Origin of the sequence: Adhaeretor mobilis, from assembly GCF_007741515.1 — a bacterium.
GTDB classification, from domain to species: Bacteria; Planctomycetota; Planctomycetia; order Pirellulales; family Lacipirellulaceae; genus Adhaeretor; species Adhaeretor mobilis.
The window spans coordinates 5,766,805-5,785,849 of sequence record NZ_CP036263.1 but is presented as its reverse complement, the minus strand read 5'-3'; the positions used below and the strand labels follow the sequence as shown (position 1 = coordinate 5,785,849).

General features: G+C 56.7%; 17 protein-coding genes. 10 read left to right on the top strand and 7 right to left on the bottom strand.

Annotated elements, in window-relative coordinates; all coding sequences use genetic code 11:
• Positions 1-58: 58 nt before the first annotated feature.
• On the bottom strand, positions 59-307 hold the full coding sequence (locus HG15A2_RS22815; RefSeq protein ID WP_145063647.1) for a zinc ribbon domain-containing protein: 249 nt from the start codon (positions 305-307) through the stop codon (positions 59-61).
• 151 nt (positions 308-458) lie between these two features.
• Between HG15A2_RS22815 and HG15A2_RS22810 the strand changes: the two genes are divergently transcribed.
• Positions 459-1,910 carry a hypothetical protein gene (locus HG15A2_RS22810; protein WP_145063646.1) on the top strand — a complete coding sequence of 484 codons (1,452 nt, stop codon included), beginning with the start codon at positions 459-461 and terminating at the stop codon, positions 1,908-1,910.
• A gap of 27 nt (positions 1,911-1,937) precedes the next feature.
• Here the strand turns inward: HG15A2_RS22810 and HG15A2_RS22805 are convergent, their stop codons facing one another.
• The gene (locus HG15A2_RS22805; RefSeq protein ID WP_145063644.1) at positions 1,938-2,234 is read right to left on the bottom strand and encodes a type II toxin-antitoxin system RelE/ParE family toxin; all 297 of its coding nucleotides are present in this window, start codon (positions 2,232-2,234) and stop codon (positions 1,938-1,940) included.
• Complete coding sequence (locus tag HG15A2_RS22800; protein WP_145063643.1) at positions 2,224-2,409, bottom strand: hypothetical protein; 186 nt, start codon at positions 2,407-2,409, stop codon at positions 2,224-2,226. The genes HG15A2_RS22805 and HG15A2_RS22800 overlap by 11 nt, the downstream gene beginning before the upstream one ends.
• A gap of 211 nt (positions 2,410-2,620) precedes the next feature.
• Between HG15A2_RS22800 and rpmA the strand changes: the two genes are divergently transcribed.
• The 4 genes from rpmA to HG15A2_RS22780 all read left to right on the top strand — a co-directional run bounded on the left by rpmA (position 2,621) and on the right by HG15A2_RS22780 (position 6,307).
• On the top strand, positions 2,621-2,896 hold the full coding sequence (gene rpmA / locus HG15A2_RS22795; RefSeq protein ID WP_145063642.1) for a 50S ribosomal protein L27: 276 nt from the start codon (positions 2,621-2,623) through the stop codon (positions 2,894-2,896).
• A 203-nt stretch (positions 2,897-3,099) separates the two neighbouring features.
• The gene (obgE, locus tag HG15A2_RS22790; RefSeq protein ID WP_145063641.1) at positions 3,100-4,098 is read left to right on the top strand and encodes a GTPase ObgE; all 999 of its coding nucleotides are present in this window, start codon (positions 3,100-3,102) and stop codon (positions 4,096-4,098) included.
• Between the two features lie 83 nt (positions 4,099-4,181).
• Entirely contained in the window at positions 4,182-5,066 is an 885-nt protein-coding gene (locus tag HG15A2_RS22785) for a type III pantothenate kinase (protein WP_145063639.1), read from the top strand.
• Positions 5,021-6,307 (top strand): GTPase, encoded by a 1,287-nt coding sequence (locus HG15A2_RS22780; RefSeq protein WP_145063638.1) that lies wholly within the window; start codon positions 5,021-5,023, stop codon positions 6,305-6,307. The genes HG15A2_RS22785 and HG15A2_RS22780 overlap by 46 nt, the downstream gene beginning before the upstream one ends.
• Before the next feature lie 231 nt (positions 6,308-6,538).
• Here the strand turns inward: HG15A2_RS22780 and HG15A2_RS22775 are convergent, their stop codons facing one another.
• Complete coding sequence (locus HG15A2_RS22775) at positions 6,539-7,828, bottom strand: IS1182 family transposase (RefSeq protein WP_145056780.1); 1,290 nt, start codon at positions 7,826-7,828, stop codon at positions 6,539-6,541.
• Between the two features lie 111 nt (positions 7,829-7,939).
• The gene (locus HG15A2_RS22770) at positions 7,940-9,574 is read right to left on the bottom strand and encodes an HDOD domain-containing protein (RefSeq protein ID WP_145063637.1); all 1,635 of its coding nucleotides are present in this window, start codon (positions 9,572-9,574) and stop codon (positions 7,940-7,942) included.
• Between the two features lie 202 nt (positions 9,575-9,776).
• Here HG15A2_RS22770 and HG15A2_RS22765 point away from each other — a divergent pair, with 202 nt between their 5' ends.
• The 3 genes from HG15A2_RS22765 to HG15A2_RS22755 all read left to right on the top strand — a co-directional run bounded on the left by HG15A2_RS22765 (position 9,777) and on the right by HG15A2_RS22755 (position 15,386).
• Positions 9,777-11,033, top strand: a complete 1,257-nt coding sequence (locus tag HG15A2_RS22765) for a DOMON domain-containing protein (RefSeq protein ID WP_145063636.1) — start codon at positions 9,777-9,779, stop codon at positions 11,031-11,033.
• 302 nt (positions 11,034-11,335) lie between these two features.
• On the top strand, positions 11,336-11,719 hold the full coding sequence (locus HG15A2_RS22760; protein ID WP_145063634.1) for a BlaI/MecI/CopY family transcriptional regulator: 384 nt from the start codon (positions 11,336-11,338) through the stop codon (positions 11,717-11,719).
• Between the two features lie 121 nt (positions 11,720-11,840).
• Entirely contained in the window at positions 11,841-15,386 is a 3,546-nt protein-coding gene (locus tag HG15A2_RS22755; RefSeq protein WP_145063633.1) for a M56 family metallopeptidase, read from the top strand.
• A 202-nt stretch (positions 15,387-15,588) separates the two neighbouring features.
• Here the strand turns inward: HG15A2_RS22755 and aroB are convergent, their stop codons facing one another.
• Positions 15,589-16,707 carry a 3-dehydroquinate synthase gene (gene aroB / locus HG15A2_RS22750; RefSeq protein ID WP_145063632.1) on the bottom strand — a complete coding sequence of 373 codons (1,119 nt, stop codon included), beginning with the start codon at positions 16,705-16,707 and terminating at the stop codon, positions 15,589-15,591.
• Between the two features lie 224 nt (positions 16,708-16,931).
• A complete protein-coding gene (locus HG15A2_RS22745; protein WP_145063630.1) occupies positions 16,932-17,156 on the bottom strand; it encodes a hypothetical protein in 225 nt (74 codons plus the stop codon).
• Positions 17,157-17,257: 101 nt separating this feature from the next.
• Between HG15A2_RS22745 and HG15A2_RS22740 the strand changes: the two genes are divergently transcribed.
• Positions 17,258-17,833 carry a hypothetical protein gene (locus tag HG15A2_RS22740; RefSeq protein ID WP_145063629.1) on the top strand — a complete coding sequence of 192 codons (576 nt, stop codon included), beginning with the start codon at positions 17,258-17,260 and terminating at the stop codon, positions 17,831-17,833.
• Between the two features lie 262 nt (positions 17,834-18,095).
• Complete coding sequence (locus HG15A2_RS22735; RefSeq protein WP_145063627.1) at positions 18,096-18,947, top strand: ParA family protein; 852 nt, start codon at positions 18,096-18,098, stop codon at positions 18,945-18,947.
• Positions 18,948-19,045 lie beyond the last annotated feature (98 nt).

Here is a 19,045-nt window from a genome sequence, read left to right as displayed (position 1 = left end):
CGTAGGGTGTCGTGAGCAACAGCGAAACGCACCATGAGGAATCATCAAGGGTAGGGTCCTACACCCCACTCAGCGCCAGCATCACACCAATAATTCCTACCAGCCCCAACGCCACAAACCACCACGGCCAACCCTCGAGCGCCGGGTTACGAAACGTCACATACTCGCCACACAAGGCACAACGCTGCGCGTCTTCATAGACTTCCGCGCCGCAAGTAGGGCAGGGCCGTGTATCGACGGCAAGCTCGTCGTCCTCTTCGTCGTCGGGATCGGGGTATTCCCAATCTTCTAGTGGGCGGTGAATCATTTGGGGAGCTGCTACCGTGGATCTGCGGAAAAAGCGTGTTTGATTAGCCGCAGGATAGCGAAATATTTGACCACGTGCGCTAGGTATCTTATGCTAGGGAGGCCAATGACTGTGAGGTTACACCTCAACTTCAGCAGTTCAAGGACACAATATGCTTCGAGCCGTGCTGACAATCGCCGTCCTGCTTCAAGTGGTTTGGACTACCCGATCGCTAACACCGTCGAACATGACCCCGGGCGATCTCAAAGAGCATTCGTACCCGATTAGTACGCAGGTCGACAATCGCTTGCGTAGCGCGTACCTCCTACGAGTTAAGGACCTGCGCCAGCCCTCGGCCAATTCAGTAGAGCGAATACAATGCCTCCAGCGCCACTTCGACGCGGTCATCGAGCAGCTTCAGCACGATGAAACGGTCGCCTTGGAAGTCGCACTCCAGCGTCTAGAGCAGCACCGCCAGGAAAAATGGACGCCCAGCGAGCGTGACCACTGGTTGGCGAAGTTAGCCAAACAGCGAGCCCAGCAGATCGCTCGGCTGCGAGTCTACCAGCAACGCGGCCTATTTCCCCAGAACGAGTACGACACCCAGTGTGCCTTGCCCATTTTTGTAGACAGCGACAACACCGCTTGCGCCGTTGGCCACCTCATGCGAATGTCTGGCTGGGAAAAGGAAGTCGAGCTGATCGCACGCACCAACAACCTCGTGTACGTGCCCGATGTGCAGGCGGGGCCAATCGTTGAGTGGGTCGTTGAGTCAGGGCTAACGCTGGAGGAAGCGGCGCTGGTTCAACCGGGGTACGAAGGGCCGGCACCGGATTCCACGCTGGCTGAGCTAATGTCCGGCGGTACGATCATACGCGGGGGACTGCGATACGAGAACTTTGAGATGGTCCTGTATTCTGGTGACCGAATCGAAAACCAGTTTCCGGAGGGTCTTGATTACTTCCCGGTTAGCTATCCCTTGTATCCATTCATTGGTTTCAACCGTCGAGATACGCTGACTATCGATCCAACGACTATTGGAGTAGCAGCCGGTAGTCAGACGTACATTGACCCCTGTTGTGGGGTCGGCCTATTCACACAGTACGAAGACTGGCTCTTTCTCGGAAAAATTCCAGACTACGATGCTATCGAAAACTATATAGCCTCAACAGACGAACTATCAGCCGGACGTTCAGCTATGAAGCTAGGGTATTCGTTCGATGTAAGCGTTGTGAATCCGGGAGTAAGTATTTCTGGAGCTTCGGTCCGTAGCCAGCCAAATTTTCATTTCAACGGCCGCGGTTACTGGGGGCTGAATGGTGACCTTGAGGTTACAACTTTCGTTAGCGGAATGGAAAGTAGTAATTCTTCCGGCAGCTTCACACCACTAGCGGAGTTAGATTTGCAGTGGGAGTACGACAACTCGTTCTGGGGTGAAAAAGTGGCCGAGTTCGAGCCTGTACAGTCTCTACGAGTTGTCACAACGGGTTACCTAGAAGGACCCTACGTACAATTTGCTGGCCTCTCCCACTCCTTCCAACTCATCCCCGAGCCGTCCGCGCTCTTGCTACTATCCTGCGGCCTTCTGCTGCTAGGCCGCGAGCGGAGACAGCCGGTACGCTAGGCATAATTCGTGAACAACTCTACCGAGTTAGAAGTCGGTTTCATCCAATAGCCGCGCTCCGTGAAAAACAGTTAGGATGTCGACGCGATTTTGGGACACTCGGTAGATCAGCCGATAATTCCCACGCAGGACTTCTCTCAACTCCTCGCGGCCTAGCTCTGGGACAACCTCTCCCGAGTAAGGAAACTTCTTGAGGCGATTCACGGAGTTTCGTAGGCCTCGAACATAAGCTGCCGCAGTGGCAGGTGCGTCCTGGGCGATGTGCGCACGAATCCCACGCAGGTCCTGGCGGGCCTGCCGCGTCCAGGCGATTTCAACCGACATCTTCGCCCTCAAGTTCGGCCATGAACTCGTCGTGGTCCATCACATCGCCGGCGTCCGCCTGAGCTATACCCAGCTCAATCTTCCGCAGCAGGTAGAGCTTATCGATGACCTGGTCCATCGTGACGTCCTGGTCGAGCGATTCTATCACGGAAATCGCTTTTTGCTTGGTAGTCATTGATCCACTCCTCAAATCGAAAGGGTTCATTGGCCTATACTAATAGTTTACTCCCCAAGGGCCAGGTGGGGCCATTTCATTCGACTATACAGGCCAAATCCGCACCCTTGCCCACCTCCCCCCCGCCTGCTAAAATCTGGGGCTCGACCCGTCTTGCCGCTGCAGGTTAGGCAATTTACCAAATCAGACATGAATTATAGAAGGTGCACCGATGGCACACAAAAAGGGACAAGGCTCTAGCCGCAATGGTCGCGATTCCAACGCTCAACGGCGGGGAGTCAAGAAATATGGCGGCGAGCACGTCATGCCCGGCAACATCCTGATCCGCCAGCTTGGCAACAAGTTCCATCCCGGCAAGGGCGTCGGCGAGGGCAACGACTACACGCTCTACGCGCTGGTCGAAGGTCACGTGAAGTTCGACCGCAAAGGCCGTCGCATCAACGTGCTACCTGCCGAGGAAGTTGCCGGCGTCGTTGTGAAGTCGTAGTGTTGCCGCTTGCTGCTTAGCCGCTGCAAGTTTCCTTACTGGAAACCAAACCAAACGAAGGGATGCGCCGAACCCGGTGGCATCCCTTTTTTGTTATCGGGCGCTAGTTATTAGCCGCTGGTTTCCTAATGTTACGTTTACCCCGTACACCAACCCGCCAACAAGTAACCAGCGCCTAGCGCCCAGTAACCAGTGCCCACACAATGTTCATAGACCGAGTTACCGTCGATGTCGAAGCGGGCCGTGGGGGCGATGGCTGCATGAGCTTTCGGCGTGAGAAGTACGTGCCACGCGGCGGACCTGATGGCGGCGATGGCGGCAACGGTGGCAGTGTGATTGTCATCGCGGAGGAAGGCGTCGATAGCCTCTCCGAACTCACGCATCGCAAGCATTGGCGCGCCAAGTCGGGCACGCCAGGGCAAGGAAAGAAATGTCACGGCGCGAACGCCGACGATCTGGTCATCCATGTTCCGCCCGGCACGGTTGTGATCGACGAGAAGGGTGACTTCTTCCTGAAAGATCTTGCTGCCCCTGGTGAGCAAGTCGTCGCAGCCCGTGGTGGCAAGGGGGGCAAAGGGAACACACGTTTTAAGTCTGCCACCAACCAAGCGCCGCGCGAGTTCACTCGCGGCGGCGACGGTGAAGCGCGTCGACTGACCTTTGAGCTCAAAGTGCTCGCCGATGTCGGCCTGCTCGGCAAGCCGAACGCCGGCAAGAGCACGCTGCTCAGTCGTGTCTCCCGCGCCCGCCCAGAGATTGCCGACTACCCGTTCACGACGAAAATCCCCAACTTGGGCATCGTGCAGATCGATATCGATCGTACCCTCGTCATGGCAGACATCCCGGGCCTCATCGAAGGTGCGGCCGAAGGCGCGGGCCTGGGGCACGAGTTTCTCCGCCACGTAGAGCGGACCCGCGTGCTCGTCCATTTGGTCGAGCCCACCCCAGTCGATGGTACCGACCCCGTCGAAAACTACCAAGCCATCCGCCAAGAGGTGGAAGCGTACGACGTGGATCTCGCCAACCGTCCAGAGATCATTGCCGTCAGTAAGTGCGAACTGCCCGACGCGACCGAGGTGCAAGCGAAGCTCGCTGAATTAACCGGCAAAGACATTTTGCGTTTCTCAGCAGTCACCGGCGAGGGATTGAATGACTTAATGAATCGCACCTATGCCGTTTTGGCCGAGACTCCGAATAGTTAAACCACAAAGGGCACAAAGGACACGAAGTATCTTTGTGTCCTTTGTGGTAAATCCAATTCCGACACTCAGTGGTTTCCTCGACCATGCTTGATCTCCTTGCCATCGATGTCGGAAACTCCCGCGTGAAGCTTGGGCTTTTTCGCGCAGCTGCTGCGTGCGAAGACAAGCCCCAGACGATGTTGCCCATCGCCCCGCCGCCACTGGCAGTGCCTGACGAGGTAGCAAGCGTGGTGCATCGCGATCGCAGCGTGCGTGAGTGGCTCGCCGAAGTGCGTGCCTTTGTGGACAAAGTACAGTGCGAGTCCGTTGAGGGCACTACGCTCGCCTGCAGCGTGGCTTCCGTTCATCCGTCGGTTCTCGGGGATCTACAGTTAGGCCTGAAGCGATCCGGCATCGGCCCACTGGAAGTGCTCACGCAGAAATCACTCTCACTACAGGCGAATATCAACGAGCCAGAAAAAGTAGGCATCGATCGGCTGCTCGCGGTGGTTGCTGCCAATCGACTACGACGCGCTCACGAAGCAGCAATCGTCGTCGATGCAGGCTCGGCGATCACGGTCGATCTTTTGGATACAGAGGGCGTGTTTCAAGGCGGCGCCATCCTGCCGGGCATGCAGCTCGCCAGTCAAGCATTGCAGCAAGGCACCGCAGCACTTCCCCAGATCGCGATCGATTCCAAGCAAGAAGCTCCCGCAGCGATTGGTCGTACCACACAAGAAGCGATTGGCTCGGGTATCTATTGGGGAACCATCGGTGCGGTGCGTGAACTTACGAATCAGCTGAGCAGAACACTGGCGGCTTCGCCGCAAACAACGCCCCCCCTGGTGATTCTCACCGGCGGCGACGCGCCGTTGTTGGCGAAACACCTGGAGATAGAGAAGCGTCAACTTCGTAGTGAACCAGCGTTGGTCTTGTCAGGAATTTGGACAGCAAGCTCCAAGGCAAGCTCCAAGGCGAGATCCTTGTGAGCGCCGCGGGAGACACTGTGATCGACGCGGACAATTCTATTCCCTGCGAAGACTGCGCGAGCGTACTCACTCCCGCGGGTCGTGCCGCCGTCGCTGTTATTGCCGCCAAGGGAAAGGCGGCGCTAAGCGCAATCGACTCCGCTTTCGTTGCCGCCAACGGACATCCTCTCGGCGATCAAGTTACTGGTCGAATTACTTTTGGTCACTGGCATGATGAACAGGGGCACCGCGAAGAGGTGATCGTCTGTCGCACGTCTGGAGCCACCACTGAAGTCCAGTGCCACGGCGGCCCCACAGCAGTTGCACGAATCACGCAACAATTGGCCGATGCCGGTTGCCAGATCATTCCTTGGCAACAGTGGCTAGAGCAAGAGAGTGCCGACAGAATCGCCGCCGAAGCCCAGATCGCCCTAGCCAATTCGCTCACCCTCAAGACCTCGGCCGTGCTGCTTCAGCAGGATGGAGGCACGCTGAAAAGCGAAATCGATTTCATTGCAAGTGAAATCGCAGCGAAGAACATAAGCGAAGCATTGCAACGCATTGCAAACCTGCAGGCCCGCATCCCTTTCGGCCTGCACCTCACGAAACCCTGGAAAGTCGTGATTGCTGGCCGCCCTAATGTTGGCAAGAGCAGCCTCATCAACGCGCTACTCGGATACCAACGGGCCATCGTGTTCGATCAACCTGGCACCACACGCGACGTCGTCACCGCGACCACCGCGCTGGATGGTTGGCCGGTGGAACTCATCGATGTCGCCGGCTTGCGCACCACCCAGGAACCACTCGAAGCCGCTGGCGTTGAGCTAGCGAGGAAATCGATCGCCACGGCCGACTTGGTCCTCTGGGTTGTGGAAGCAGGCAGTGACATCGAGAAGTCAGTCGCCAAGGAATCCCAAGAACTACTCGGACCCGCGCTGGCGTCTCCGCCGAACAATCTCGTGCCGTTAATCGTCGCGAACAAAATCGACCAGCTCGATGGCACGACTCAGGCCACCAAGCCCGAGCTACCAATCGTTGCCACCTCCGCGCTCACCGGCGAAGGCATCCCCGTTTTGATCGAACAGATCGTGAAGCGACTTATCCCCACTCTGCCAAAAGCAGACGAGCCCATTCCGTTCACTTTGCGCCAAGTCGGCTTGCTTGATCAACTAACAGAAGCAATTCAAGCAGACAAACTCGAAGCCGCAAAAGAGACTTGCAACGAACTCACCGTAGGGTGCGCTGTGCGGACCAGTTCTTGATCTTTTTTACCGTGAGCAGAGCTGAGCCCGCCGAACAGGCAGGAACTGTGAGTTCAAGAGTTGGTCCGCACAGAGGCCGTGAATTTTTCTCAACCGGGCCTGAGGTCCTAGTGCTCGGGGGTTCTTTCTTGAAAGGTTGGTTGTGTCGTTGTTAAACACCCCTGTTTGCTAAAGTTGCTTGGGATGCTGACGACCCGATGGCGTTGGCATCCTTGCCTGATCATCACAAGCTTACCCGGTCGCTTGCCGCCGTAAATCAAGTGTTCTCTGGAAGTTGTGCGCTAGTGCCTGCCATAAACAGATCGCTCTGGCTTTCAGCAACCCTCGAACCGGGAACTGACCCAGCCCCCGATTCCGACAGCCGGCGTTGGGGAACTCAGCAGTCGCACTGCGCTGCTGATAGATCTCTTTCGCTGTGGAAGTGCCCATCCGGGCACGCCACCGCTTGACCTCTTCGCTATCGCCTTTCACCGGAGCAAACGGGTCGATCCCCTTGGACTCCTTACGTGTTTGCTCCATGATCGGCAGGTACGTTGTGATACCCGCCTGCTCAAGGGCAGTAATGTCGTCCAGCTTCACGAAGCCCCCATCGGCCAGGTACTGCTCGGGAGCCTGCTGGTAGCGCCGCTCAAGTTGATCAATCAAGGGCTTCATCTGACCACCGTCAGTCCCCGCATTGACCACATCCACACCAGCAATCACCAGCGTATCGGTCGTCGTCGCAAACTGTACGTTATAGGCCGGACGAAAGCCCCCATCGGCCATCTTCATCTTGCGTGCTTCGGGGTCGGTGGTCGAAGCGCGTGCTTCGCTACCAGAACCCTTCTTACGACGCTCCATTTTCGGAACGAGCGTTTCACGCTCTTCTAAAGCCGCTTCAATACGCTCCTGCCGCTCACGAGCCGCACGCACCCGTGCTGCCTGTTCACGACGGTTCTCAACCCCGACATCTTCTTCGCTCTCCCTCTGAAGTGTTTCCAGATGTTGCTCCGCCTGGGCGAGGCATTCATCGAGGGTGGGCTTCCTGCGGAAGGAACTCGAACTGGCCGATGCGCGAACACGCATCCCGTCTTGGGCCAGGCTGTTGAGTTCAATGAGTCCCTGGTGCAGCAGCGTGGCCACGCTTTGAGTGAGCAGGTCGTCGAGAAACTCATGGTGTTGGGTGCGAAAGTCGCTCAGCGTATGGTAATTCACGCTCACTTCGCCACAGATCCACAGGTAAGCCAAGTGTTCTTGGCAGAGCTTAGCGAGTCGACGAGCGGAGGTGACTCCCTCGACGGTGGCGAAGAGCCACAACGAGAGGAGAATCTTTGGATCGATCGGATTGCGACCAGCATTCCCATCCACCGCCTTAATCTTCTGATACAAGAGCGTCAGGTCGAGTCCTTCCACGTAGGCCCAAATCAGTCGCGCTGCGTGATCTTCAGCAAGCAAGTGATCGAGTGCGAGCGGGCGAAACTCGATCTGTCGTCGCTCAGCACGCTGAAAACGGGCCGTGCCGGTCTGTGTGGTACGTTCCATCAAGAACCTCCATCGCAAAGCATGTTAGAATCAAAGCAGTCACCGATTCTAAATTCTTAGCTGCCGAGTAGGTAGCTGAATAATTCACAAGCTCACAGCGGACCCAATAGCTCAGCAAATTTCTAGACTCTTCACCGTTCCGGCAGCCTGCGCCGCAGCTTGGCAGCGTTGTGCCGTTTCTAAGAGTGCGGCCGGTGGGAAATTCTTCGGCGCAAGTGCCACCGTCGCCACACCGGCGCTCAGGGTGCAAGGCGGTAGCTTCCCGCCCGCTGCCAGTTGCTTCAATACGCTTCGCAATCGCTGCAGTGCTTGGTGAGCCAAGTCAATCGCCTCGCTCCGTTCGCAGTCTGCCAGCAGTACGGCACGTGTGGCAGGTTCTACCGCACTGAAGTCTGTGCCCTCGTGATCTACTTGCCGACAAACCGCGTCGAATAACTGGTTCAGAACCGCCAGTGATTTCGAATCCAATGATGGCGAAGCCTCCACCGCCAACCAAATCACGCTCAACGGTTGTCGCGCTGCTCGACATTGCCCAACCGTCAGTGTAAGTCGATTCTCAAAGCTTTGCGCCACCGCTTGCGGCTTAGCTGACTCTCTTGCACAGTTCTGGTCCTTCTCGGCAGGCTCTTGCGAATCTGAATCCAGTTGCGAATCTCCCTGCTCAACATCAGGTGTTTCCGCCAACGTCGCCACGGCCGATTGCAACAGTGCCGTCTTGCCCGCCAGTTCGGCTGAGCCCATCTCGTCGTCAGCACTTACGGGGCCCAGTTGCTTGGTCGTTTCCTCCGCAACACCCGCGAGACGCTCGTGTGCTTCGGCCACGACTTCCAGATAGTCGGTCTGCTCGGGCAACGACACACTCAATACGTCGGCCAGTTGTTCCACATGTTCCTGGAGCGTCGCAACGAGCGCATTCAGCTGATCGCGATTCAACCCAGCATACGCATCAGCCGCTTCCAGCAACTCTGGCAACACTTTGATGCGTCGCTGTGCGACAAGCTGAGCCAACAAATCGCCCAAGTGAGCCGATTGCCGTAGCCGGTGCGCATCGTCTGTCCCTCGTGCCAAGATGCGAATCACTCGCGGCTGGCGAATTGCATCGACCAAACTATTCGGCAATCGCCACTGGGTAAGCAGCGCTGCGGTGAGCTCACGATGATCAAATCCTAGTGCGGCATCCTCGATGCCACTCAAATCCCCTTGCTCAGCAATAACACGACTAATGAACTCTGCGTAGGTCGCTCCCAGCTCTCCTAACAACGCCAAGATGCCGATGCCTTGTAGCAGGCCAGCGAGAAACGCATCGTTGCCGCTCTTGCCGAAGACATGTTCACTGATTTCGCGGGCGGCAACCGCACGAGCGAGGGTCGTTCGCCAGTACCACTGCAATTCCTCGGCTGCGACGTTGACGAATAGATTCTCAGGAAGAGAAAACCCGAGTACCAGCAGCTTCAACGGTTTCACACCCAGCATGGCGACTGCTTGATTCAAGTCGCTCACGCCACTGGAAAGACCAAACAGCGAGCTGTTCACCACCCGCAAAACCTTGGCAGTGAGCGCCGGATCTCGCTCGATGCATTCCTTCAGTGCTTGCGCATCAACCTGAGGGCATTCCGTCAGCCGTAGCACCTCTGCCGCTACCGCAGGCAACGTATAGAGCGATGAGCTGCGCCGCACCAAAGTCGCAAGCGGCGGACTACTCGGTTTCGTGGCGGCAACAGTAGGTGCGGAGTTGATAGTGGGCATAGGGCAGTAACCACGGTGCTACACACCGCCGGGCCTTGAATGTGAAGGAGCTTTGAATCCACAGGGCTACCTAAACTTAGCTCACCGCAGACTCCTGAGCCGACCCTACTGCTAGCATAATCGTCTTAATCCATAGCCACTGGCGGCCTAGCGGCCCATCCATCTAGGTCAATTCCTTCCTCAGCGATAGAATCCCCTCACTATGTCCTTGCTCCTAAGAACTCTCGCTGTATTGCTTCTCTTCGTAATCGCTGCTCACGGCTCGATTGCTGAGGAGCAAATTGAGCAAGCGAGCCACTCGACTTCCCTCGTCGCAAGTGAGGCGGATAGAGCTCAACGCACACGTATCCGCCACATCGTTCATAGTCGTGGTGCTAACGCTGCCTCGGTGGCGATGTTACTCCAACTGGCTCGCGACTTGCCCGAGGAATCTTCGGCAACGCTCTTCGCGGAGATGGCGTTAGAGTGGCATGCTGCAGGTGAAATCGATCTGGCCTGCGAGTGTCGTCGTACGCTGTTGGAAAAGTTTCCAGAGTCACCCGAAGCGCCTCATGCCTTACTCAATCTTGTGCAAACCTACTCGAGCGGAGAGGTCTCTCACGCCCATCGGCTCACCTCAGCCATGCCGGTCTCAGAGGAAGCTCAACCAACCAACAAGCAAATGCTCACCTACGCCAGCCTGTTCGCCGCGCAAGTACTTCAGCAGAACAAAGAACAGTTGGCGAGCCCCGCACTCACGTGGCAGCAAGGAACCCTTGAGCGCCTGCTAGGCCGAGACAAAGCAGCCATCGGGCATTTCACAAAGCTGAAGCATCGCCCACCTGGTGACGCCTGGCGCGATCGCGTCGATATGGAGAATTGGCTCAGTGAGAAAGAGGAAGTTCCCTCCCCGATACCAACAGTCGCTTGCGACTACACGGCAAGCAAACCATTACTCGATGGGCAGACCACCGACGAGTGCTGGCAACGGTTCTACGTAGCGACAACAAAGCCGCAAGCGGTTGATGCGTGTTTTTCCTACGATGACGAGTATCTCTACATAGCACTTCGCGCACAACGCGATGCTGAATGCGATTACACGCCCAACGTGCGCCCGCGCCCTCGCGATGCGGATCTATCGGAGCACGACCGCGTAACGATTCGGCTCGACACTGATCGCGACTACCAGAGCGCGTACGAGCTAACGCTCGACCATCGCGGTTGGACCACCGATGCCTGCTGGGGCGATGCCACGTGGAACCCCGAGTGGTTCGTTGCCGCTAAACCAATGGACAACCACTGGCATGTCGAAGCGGCGATTTCTTGGAAGTCACTCGTCGCCACTCCACCAGTCGCTGGCGACGCTTGGGGCGTAAGCGTTGAGCGCTTCCTCCCCGCCGCTCGCGGCTTAGCAGCGCCCTCTGAAAAAGCCGCTAGCCCACAAGCGGCAATCGACTTCTCCGTGCTTCTCTTTGAGTAGGCCGTTGCCTGCAAAGGGTGGCATGGGCAACTTGTTGCCCTTGTGAACGCAGCATTGCCTAGCATCTCGCAAAAGAGCCTCAAAACCGTAGGGTCCGCTGTGCGGACCAGTCCCCAGGCTTGCTCCTCCGGTCCATAGGCATCGGAACCTTCGATTTTGGTCCGCACAGCGGACCCTACAAAAACGCTTGACACGCATGGTTCTAATTCGATAGAATTAGCGAAAGCAGCGTGGCCATGTAGTCCGCCGCCTGAACCCTACTTCCTAAAATCCTATTCCCTAACACCTATATTCTCACTCAAATGGCTCGTCCTCCTGCGAATCAGCCGACCGATGGCGAATTAGAAATCCTCCGCGTGCTCTGGAGCACCGGCGCAACGTCACTTAGCGATGTTTGCGAACAGCTCCGCCAACAACGCGAGGTCGCCACCACCACCGTCGCCACGATGCTGCGCGTGATGCTCGACAAACGCCTCGTGAAACGCACCGGCCAAGGCCGCGGCGCCACCTGGGCGGCAGCCATCACGCAAAAGAAAACTGCCCGCGGCATGGTCCGCAAACTGGTCGAAGGCGTTTTCGACGGCTCTGCCGATCGCCTAGCAACGCACCTAGTTGAAGGCGGCCAGCTGAGTGATGCACAATTGAAAGAACTACGAACGTTGATCGATCAGAAACGAAAGAAGTAACCAGCAACCGTAGGGTACTGCCGAGCTCCGCGAGGCATACCATGCCCCTTGTTCATGGTACGCCTCGCTCCACTCGACATACCCTACAAACTGACCCTTAAACCCTAATTCCTCTTTTACTATGTCCACTCTCATCCAAATGCACGTGTGGCAAATCGCCGGTTGGACGATGTTGCACTTCCTGTGGATCGGTGCCGTCGTGGCGCTGGTAGGGGCGGCGCTACGCTTGCTTGCGGGGCCGCTAAGCCGCAAGCGGCCCGGCGTGCGTTACGCAATCTCGCTACTCACGCTCGTTGTGTTCGCCGTTGCGCCAGTGGGAATTGCGATTGAATTATCGTCGCGAATTAAGCCGCTCGTTGAGATCGAAGTCGCGACTCCTGAAACACCTGTAGAGTTGCAACCAGAGTTCAATGCGCAACGACAGCCGCTAGTGATCGACCTAGCCAAACTTCCCGAGCAGCAGAGCGACACATCGACGACGGCGGCAAACGATATTCGTACGGTACTGCCGAGCTCCGCGAGGCATACCATGAGCCAGGAACATGGTATGCCTCGTACCTCGGCAATACACTACAAACTCATCCCACTCCTCCCCTGGCTCTGGATCGTTGGCACGCCGCTTACGTTTGCGCTGCTGGTCACGGGGCTGGTTGGTTCAGAGCGTCTACGCCGCGCGGCGAAGCCGATGGGTTCATTTGGTGAGATGGGCGTAGCGGTAAACGAAACCTGCCAACGACTTGCAGAGACACTTCAGGTTTCGAGGAAGGTTGTCGTGAAAATCTGCGATGCCCTCGCCGAGCCGGTGCTTATTGGCATCCTTCGCCCCTTGATCCTACTCCCCCCGGCCGCGCTCACCGGTTGGTCGCCCGAGCAACTAGAAATGGTCCTGCTCCACGAGCTAGCCCACGTGCGCCGCTGGGACAACTTGGTGAACCTCGCGCAGCGCATCATCGAATCGCTCCTGTTCTTCCACCCCTGCGTGTGGTGGCTGAGCCGACAGGTTCGAATCGATCGCGAACAGTGCGTCGATGCACTGGTGGTAGCTAGAACGGCCCGGCCGCAAGCGTATGCCGAGCTGCTCGTAGACTTCGCCGCCGCCAGAGGGAATTCTAAACACGCGAAACTACCCCCCACTCTCGCCGCTTCCGCAATGGCGCGCCACCCGCTCGCCGGTCGCATTCGCAGTATCCTCAACTTGGAGGACGAACCCATGCTCGTCAAGCGATCCACCGTCACGCTAGCCGGCTTCGCGGCCGTAGCAGTCGTTAGTATTGTCCTCTGGCAACCTGCGTTGCGCAGCGTTGCGCACGAGACGAAAACAGTAGCTCATGCCTCTGGCCTGAGTAGCGACGGAGAGAAGGATACCAAGACGGAAAAAGAAACCACCAAGGACACGAAGAACACAAAGAATGCGGAGCTTGCCATTGCCGGAGAAAAGCTCGCTGAGATAGATCAGAAAATCAAAGCTGCTAAAGAACGAATTGAAAAGATCAACGAAGAACGAATGAGAATGCTCAAGGCGCTGGGCACCTCAGATCACAATGTAGAACAGAGATTCTATACGCAAAGCTCCAAGATAAGGAAGGAGATTAGCAACATGGTCAAAGAGAAGGTTGCCCTCTTTGACAAACATCCCGAGCTGATCAAGCAAATCAACGAAGCAATGACAAGCCATGTTGAAGTGGTAAACGAGAGCACAGAGCAAACTCCACTAAAACCCGCCACCGCCGCCAACTCCCCCTTCCCAACCCTCGAAGAACAACGGGCCGCGGACTTGGTTTTTAAGCTGCTCAATGTGGAAGTCGAGAAGCTGGACGTTAAGGAATTGGCTCGCGCAAAAGCGATGTATTTTGACGGCGGATTAAAGATCTCCGACGCAAGCCGCAACGGTCTGAGCGGCACCCTCCAAGAGGGAGACCTTCTAGTCGGCTTGCACGTGTGGCCGACGACTTCGCTGGAGGATGTGCGAACCATCTTCGAGCGCGATGACATCGATGAGCTTTCACCGCTGAAATACTATGTGATCCGAAAAGTCAAAACCTCTCTACCACAAGACTCGGGAGCAGGATTTGGAGGTGCGGAATCTGATGAAATCGGTGTTGGGTACGGTATCGAATATGACGGCGAGAAGTCGTTCAAGTACAGAGCCGACGATAAACTCATCACCGGGCGGATTGAACCGAACCTGCAAGCGTGGAAAGCGATACAGCAACGCCGCCAAGCAAAGGAACAAGCGAAGCAGTTGGAGGAGGCGCAGGAGGAGTTCGAATCGTTTTCACAGCTTGGTCAACTTTCCCGAGCAGAACAATCGCACTATGGTTGGCCGCTGGTATCAAATCAAAAACGACAATACGAAAGCTCAACAGGATTTCTTTTCTTTGGCTCACCGCTCAATTCTCGTCCTTGCCGCGTGATGGACGCAGCCATGTCAGAGGCGGAGCAACGAAAGAAAGTTACCTTTGACTTGGTGAGAGTGGATGTCTCCAGAGAGCCCGGACTTGCGAAGAAATTTGACATTCAGCAAGTTCCGTATTTCGCATTCTTTAAAGATGGAAAAGAAGTTGCTAGATACTCAGGCGGCCCGGATGTCGCTGAGCTAGAAGCCTTTATCGCTAAGCACACTTCCGAAGACGAGGGGAGCAAACAAAGCGACGAAGAGATTCGCAAAGCAGAACGTGACCGAGAAAACGCCCGACCCACTTACCTCTACGCCGGCCAACCGTTCGAGCATTGGCGCGATCTCTGGAAGTACGAGCTCAGTACCGAACGCCGCATTGAAGCCATCCAAGCGCTGGCCGCCTTTGGTCGCACCGGCAAAGGCAAAGAAGCGGCCGAGGCGATTTTGGATGTGGCGGGGGAGTATGATTTCCCCAGCACGGGTCAAGCACAGACCAAGCTTTCAGCAGCAATAGTTCAGTCGCTTGAGAGCATCGACTCCAAGTATTGGTTGGATCGACTGGAAAAAGAATACGATGCCAACCCGCCTGAGTGGAGTTCTCTCATCCTGAGTGCCGCTTCCAGGGTGCAAGCCAAAGGCCAGCGAGCGCAGGCGTTAGGGTTAATCAAGAAGGTTTGTCTCTCGGAATCCAGAGATGGCGGAGATGCCCAGGCGTACTATCTCGGAGACGGGATGCCAATCAGCAACGAGGATCGACAGGAAGTCGTGCAACATATTCTTAAGAGGTTTAAGAAGAGTTCCTACCCAAGTGTGCTAATTCCACTAGTCAATGTCACGGGTATCGGCCCTGAGTTGATGGAGCTGACGTTTTCCGATTCACAAAAATCAAGATCAGAGATGCGTAGGTTTTTAGACAAGGTCAACCAAAGTCGAGGCGCGAAGGAAGTATTGAAGCTGATGCTCAGTGAACTGAAAACTCCCGATGAGGCAGCTACTGAGGAACATCAACTCGCAGTGATTCGCAATCTTGCCGCCCTGGGCAAGGTTGCCGTGCAAGCACACGAGATGCTCTCTAGTGTTGTAGCTAATAGTGACAGTCAGGAAGTGAAAGTCGCTGCCGCCTATGCCCTGAACCGCGTGTTTGGCAACGAAATGACAGGGCGGCAATTGCTGCACGTGAATCTGGGTTCCAAAGACGGAACGCAACTAACACTTGGCAAGATTAACGAACTTTTGATCGAGGAGAAAGCTGCCGTGTTCGGGCAGTAGCACTACGGCAAAGGCTGTTCGACGCTTCAAACCACACGGAGTGTGGTGATACAGTACAACCACACTCCGTGTGGTTAGATGCGTCTATAACTCGGTGTCCTCTGCGAGAAACCTTTGAGGATTCACGTCGCCACTTCAAACCCCATTCGGGTCATTCGAGAGATTCGTTGATAACAAAGCGCCGCCAAAATGCACAGCAGAGCTAGAAACTCAACGACGCAATCACATCTTCGCTCTGGAAATCGCTCACGAGCTCGACGTGCCCCATCTTGGTGGGCAGGATGAAGCGGATCGCGCCGCTGTCGCTTTTCTTATCGCGAGACATCAGATGCAGAATGTCTTCCGGGTCCGCTTCAGGCGGGGAGACGCTCAGGCCGAGGGCGGCTAGCAGGAGGTCTTGCCGTTGCACGAACTCGGCATCGACGCGCCCCTGTTTTTCTGCGAGTCGGGCGGCGCAACGCATGCCGACGGCGACCGCTTCGCCGTGAAGCATTGATTCGTAACCAGTGATCGCTTCAAACGCATGGGCGAAGGTGTGGCCGTAGTTGAGTATGGCTCGGCTGAGCTTGCCACCCTCGAATTTGCTGGCCATGTCGACGGCTTCCAGCTCGTCTGCCTCGACGACTTTCGCTTTCAGCTCGCAACTGCGGCGGATGATTTCTGTGAGCACAGCGGGGTCTTTTGCATTGATCGCCTCGGCGTTGTCTTCCAGATAGGCAAAGAACGGCTCGTCGAGAATCACGCCGTACTTAACGACTTCGGCTAGACCGGCACGGTACTCGCGGTCGGGCAGGGTGGTGAGGACTTCCACGTCGATCAGCACGCCGAGGGGTTGCCAGAAGCAGCCGACCATGTTCTTCGCGCCGGGCAGGTTGACACCCGTCTTGCCACCCACCGAGCTATCTACCTGGGAGAGCAGCGTGGTGGGCACCTGGAAGAATTCCAGTCCGCGTGTGAACGTAGCGGCCACAAAGCCAGCCAAGTCGCCGACGACTCCGCCCCCCACGGCGACGACGATGGAATGCCGATCGGCCCCCTCGTTGAGCATCGTTTCCCAGAGATCTTCGCACGTCTCGATTGACTTGCTAGGTTCGCCGGGCTCGACGATCAGGACCTGCACTTCCCATCCGTCGGCAGTGAGCACATCGCCGAGGGCATCCGCGTAGAGCTGATCGACGTTGGAGTCCGTGATGATGACGGCATGCTCGCGCTGAGTGCGCTCGCGCAGGAATTCGGCTAGTTGTTGACGATTGCCGCTGCCGATGGCGATATCGTAGCTGCGCTCAGCAAGATTGACACGGACGTTGGATTCTTTGTTCATGGTGAGGCAACAATGACTTGACGCAAAGAAGCGAAGGAAGCAGAGAATCGTAAAGAAACTATTCGGAACCACAGATGAACACGGATAAACACTGATCATGTAGGGTGTCGTGAGCTTTAGCGAAACGCACCATCGATAGCGTTGTCAGTTCTTGGTGCGTTTCGCTGTCGCTCACGGCACCCTATTTTGCGATTCTTAGCGTTCTTTGCATCTTTGCGTAAAAATTAAGATGAAACCCGCTCGATGTCTTCCTCAGTGGCGACGATCTTGCGACAGAAGCCGGTGTGCATGCGCACGTATTGGATCTCGCTGGCCTCTTCGGCCGTGGCGTGCAAGGCGATGGCTAGTTTAGTGAGCTCGGCCTCGTCGCGCTCGAGGTAGGCGTCGGGCCACTCAGTTTCGGTTTCCATGACCAGGGCTTCGCGGTAGGGATCAAACTTATCGGCCATAGCGGGGGAGGGGGCGTGGTTAGGGTGGTTCGAGGGAAGTGAGCCCCATAGTATAGTGAATTGAACCGAAGGCGGAAGCGTATACGAAAGGGGAAAGGGGAATGCCGAAAGGGGAATCTGTGATCGACGAGCAACCAGCGCCTAGCGCCCAAAAACCAGTGCCTCATACACCCGAGATCAGTGGACGTTTGGCCATTCTCGTCTGCGTGGGCCTCGCGGCGGCAGTGGCGGCGGGGGGGGCTTGGTTTCGGGTTAGCTCGACCGACGATTGTGTGAAGTTCTGGGGGGCCGAGGGGGCCCGTCTCGTCGCTGAGCAATCGCACGTAGAACTGCTGGAGTTGGGTAGCCGTGAGAACGCTAAGGACTGGCCGGGCGGATTCAAAGTCGTCGCCCGCCACGAACTCACCGGCAAGCCCGGCATGGTCCACTTTCGCAATGCGATGACGCTCGACCGGAATTTCCATTGGAACGAGCAGCGCGAGGAGCAGATCAGCACGAACCCAGATCGCTGGCGGCAGGCACTGGTTTTCTCCGGCGGAGAGCAGCAGCTGACGATTCTGTTGGATCAAGGCTACAAGCACTGGGGCCGCGTCACGGGCGACGGGCAGAGCGTGCTGGTGACGCCGGCGGTGAATTTGGATCGTATGACGAGCGAGTATTTTGGGAAGGTCGAGTAATTGATGGGTGGCATGGGTAGCTTGCTACCCTTGTGATTTCGCGTGTCTTGTAGGGTATTGCCGAGTGGAGCGAGGCGTACCGAACCCTCGTTCATGGTATGCCTCGCTCCACTCGGCAGTACCCTACCTCCTGCACCCAAAACGATTCGCTGGTCCGCACAGCGGACCCTACTTGCTAGCACCTTTGCTTGAATGCTCTGGGATTGCTTACGCGTGGGTTCTACAATCCGCGGCGCTAATTCCATTTCTTTCGAGGCACGCTATGCGTTCGATTGCTATTATCAATCAAAAAGGGGGCGTGGGTAAAACCACTTCCGCAGTGAACTTGAGCGCGGCATTGGCCGAGGCTGGCTATCGCGTGGGGCTGATCGATCTCGACCCGCAGGCGCATGCTTCGCTGCATTTGGGCGTCGGCCCGGCGCCTGGCGAAGCGGATCCCAAGCCTACGACTTATCAGCTACTGACCGGCGATGTGCCGTTGGATGAGGTGTGGCAGCCAGTGGGCGAGAACCTGCTGGTGGCCAGTTCGCATATCGATTTGGCGGCAGCGGAAGTGGAACTTGCTGGCGTGGTGGGTCGCGAAGTGATCCTCCGCGATGCATTGGCCGAAATGAAGCAGGACCTCGACTTTGTGCTCATTGATTGCCCACCTTCGCTGGGCATTTTGACGCTCAACGCCCTGAGCGCCGTAGATGATGTGTTCTTGCCATTGCAGCCGCACTATTTGGCTTTGCACGGGTTAAGTAAATTGCTGCAGACGATTGACCTGGTGCGCCGGCGATTGAACGATCGACTGAAGCTGGCCGGCGTGGTTCGCTGCCTGTACGAATCGGGCACGCGTTTGGCAGCAGAAGTAAGCGACGACGTAGCAGCATTTTTTCAAGAAGCGGCAACGGGCAACACCGCCTGGAGCGACGTGCGGCTGTTCGAGACCCCCATCCGACGGAACATTCGCTTGGCCGAGGCGCCGAGTCATGAGCAGTCGATCTTCCAATACGCACCGCAATCCGCTGGAGCAGAAGATTACGCGCAGCTGGCGAAAGAAGTGATCGCGCTATATGCGGATGTGGTGAATCCCTCAGCGAAATCCTCCATACTGCCGCTTGCGGCTTAGCGGCCTTTGGGGTGCTGGTTGTCGGGCGCTAGGCGCTCGTTCTCGCATAGTAGCCAAGTACTAGCGCCCAGCGCCCAGCGCCCAGCGCCCAGCGCCCA

Coding starts and splice junctions, on each gene's coding strand:
- HG15A2_RS22740 (WP_145063629.1), top strand. CDS start 17,258: ATGCCGAAAGGGGAATCTGTGATCGACGAGCAACCAGCGCCTAGCGCC.
- obgE (WP_145063641.1), top strand. CDS start 3,100: ATGTTCATAGACCGAGTTACCGTCGATGTCGAAGCGGGCCGTGGGGGC.
- aroB (WP_145063632.1), bottom strand. CDS start 16,707: ATGAACAAAGAATCCAACGTCCGTGTCAATCTTGCTGAGCGCAGCTAC.
- rpmA (WP_145063642.1), top strand. CDS start 2,621: ATGGCACACAAAAAGGGACAAGGCTCTAGCCGCAATGGTCGCGATTCC.
- HG15A2_RS22760 (WP_145063634.1), top strand. CDS start 11,336: ATGGCTCGTCCTCCTGCGAATCAGCCGACCGATGGCGAATTAGAAATC.
- HG15A2_RS22770 (WP_145063637.1), bottom strand. CDS start 9,574: ATGCCCACTATCAACTCCGCACCTACTGTTGCCGCCACGAAACCGAGT.
- HG15A2_RS22785 (WP_145063639.1), top strand. CDS start 4,182: ATGCTTGATCTCCTTGCCATCGATGTCGGAAACTCCCGCGTGAAGCTT.
- HG15A2_RS22765 (WP_145063636.1), top strand. CDS start 9,777: ATGTCCTTGCTCCTAAGAACTCTCGCTGTATTGCTTCTCTTCGTAATC.
- HG15A2_RS22775 (WP_145056780.1), bottom strand. CDS start 7,828: ATGGAACGTACCACACAGACCGGCACGGCCCGTTTTCAGCGTGCTGAG.
- HG15A2_RS22735 (WP_145063627.1), top strand. CDS start 18,096: ATGCGTTCGATTGCTATTATCAATCAAAAAGGGGGCGTGGGTAAAACC.
- HG15A2_RS22800 (WP_145063643.1), bottom strand. CDS start 2,409: ATGACTACCAAGCAAAAAGCGATTTCCGTGATAGAATCGCTCGACCAG.
- HG15A2_RS22755 (WP_145063633.1), top strand. CDS start 11,841: ATGTCCACTCTCATCCAAATGCACGTGTGGCAAATCGCCGGTTGGACG.
- HG15A2_RS22805 (WP_145063644.1), bottom strand. CDS start 2,234: ATGTCGGTTGAAATCGCCTGGACGCGGCAGGCCCGCCAGGACCTGCGT.
- HG15A2_RS22810 (WP_145063646.1), top strand. CDS start 459: ATGCTTCGAGCCGTGCTGACAATCGCCGTCCTGCTTCAAGTGGTTTGG.
- HG15A2_RS22815 (WP_145063647.1), bottom strand. CDS start 307: ATGATTCACCGCCCACTAGAAGATTGGGAATACCCCGATCCCGACGAC.
- HG15A2_RS22745 (WP_145063630.1), bottom strand. CDS start 17,156: ATGGCCGATAAGTTTGATCCCTACCGCGAAGCCCTGGTCATGGAAACC.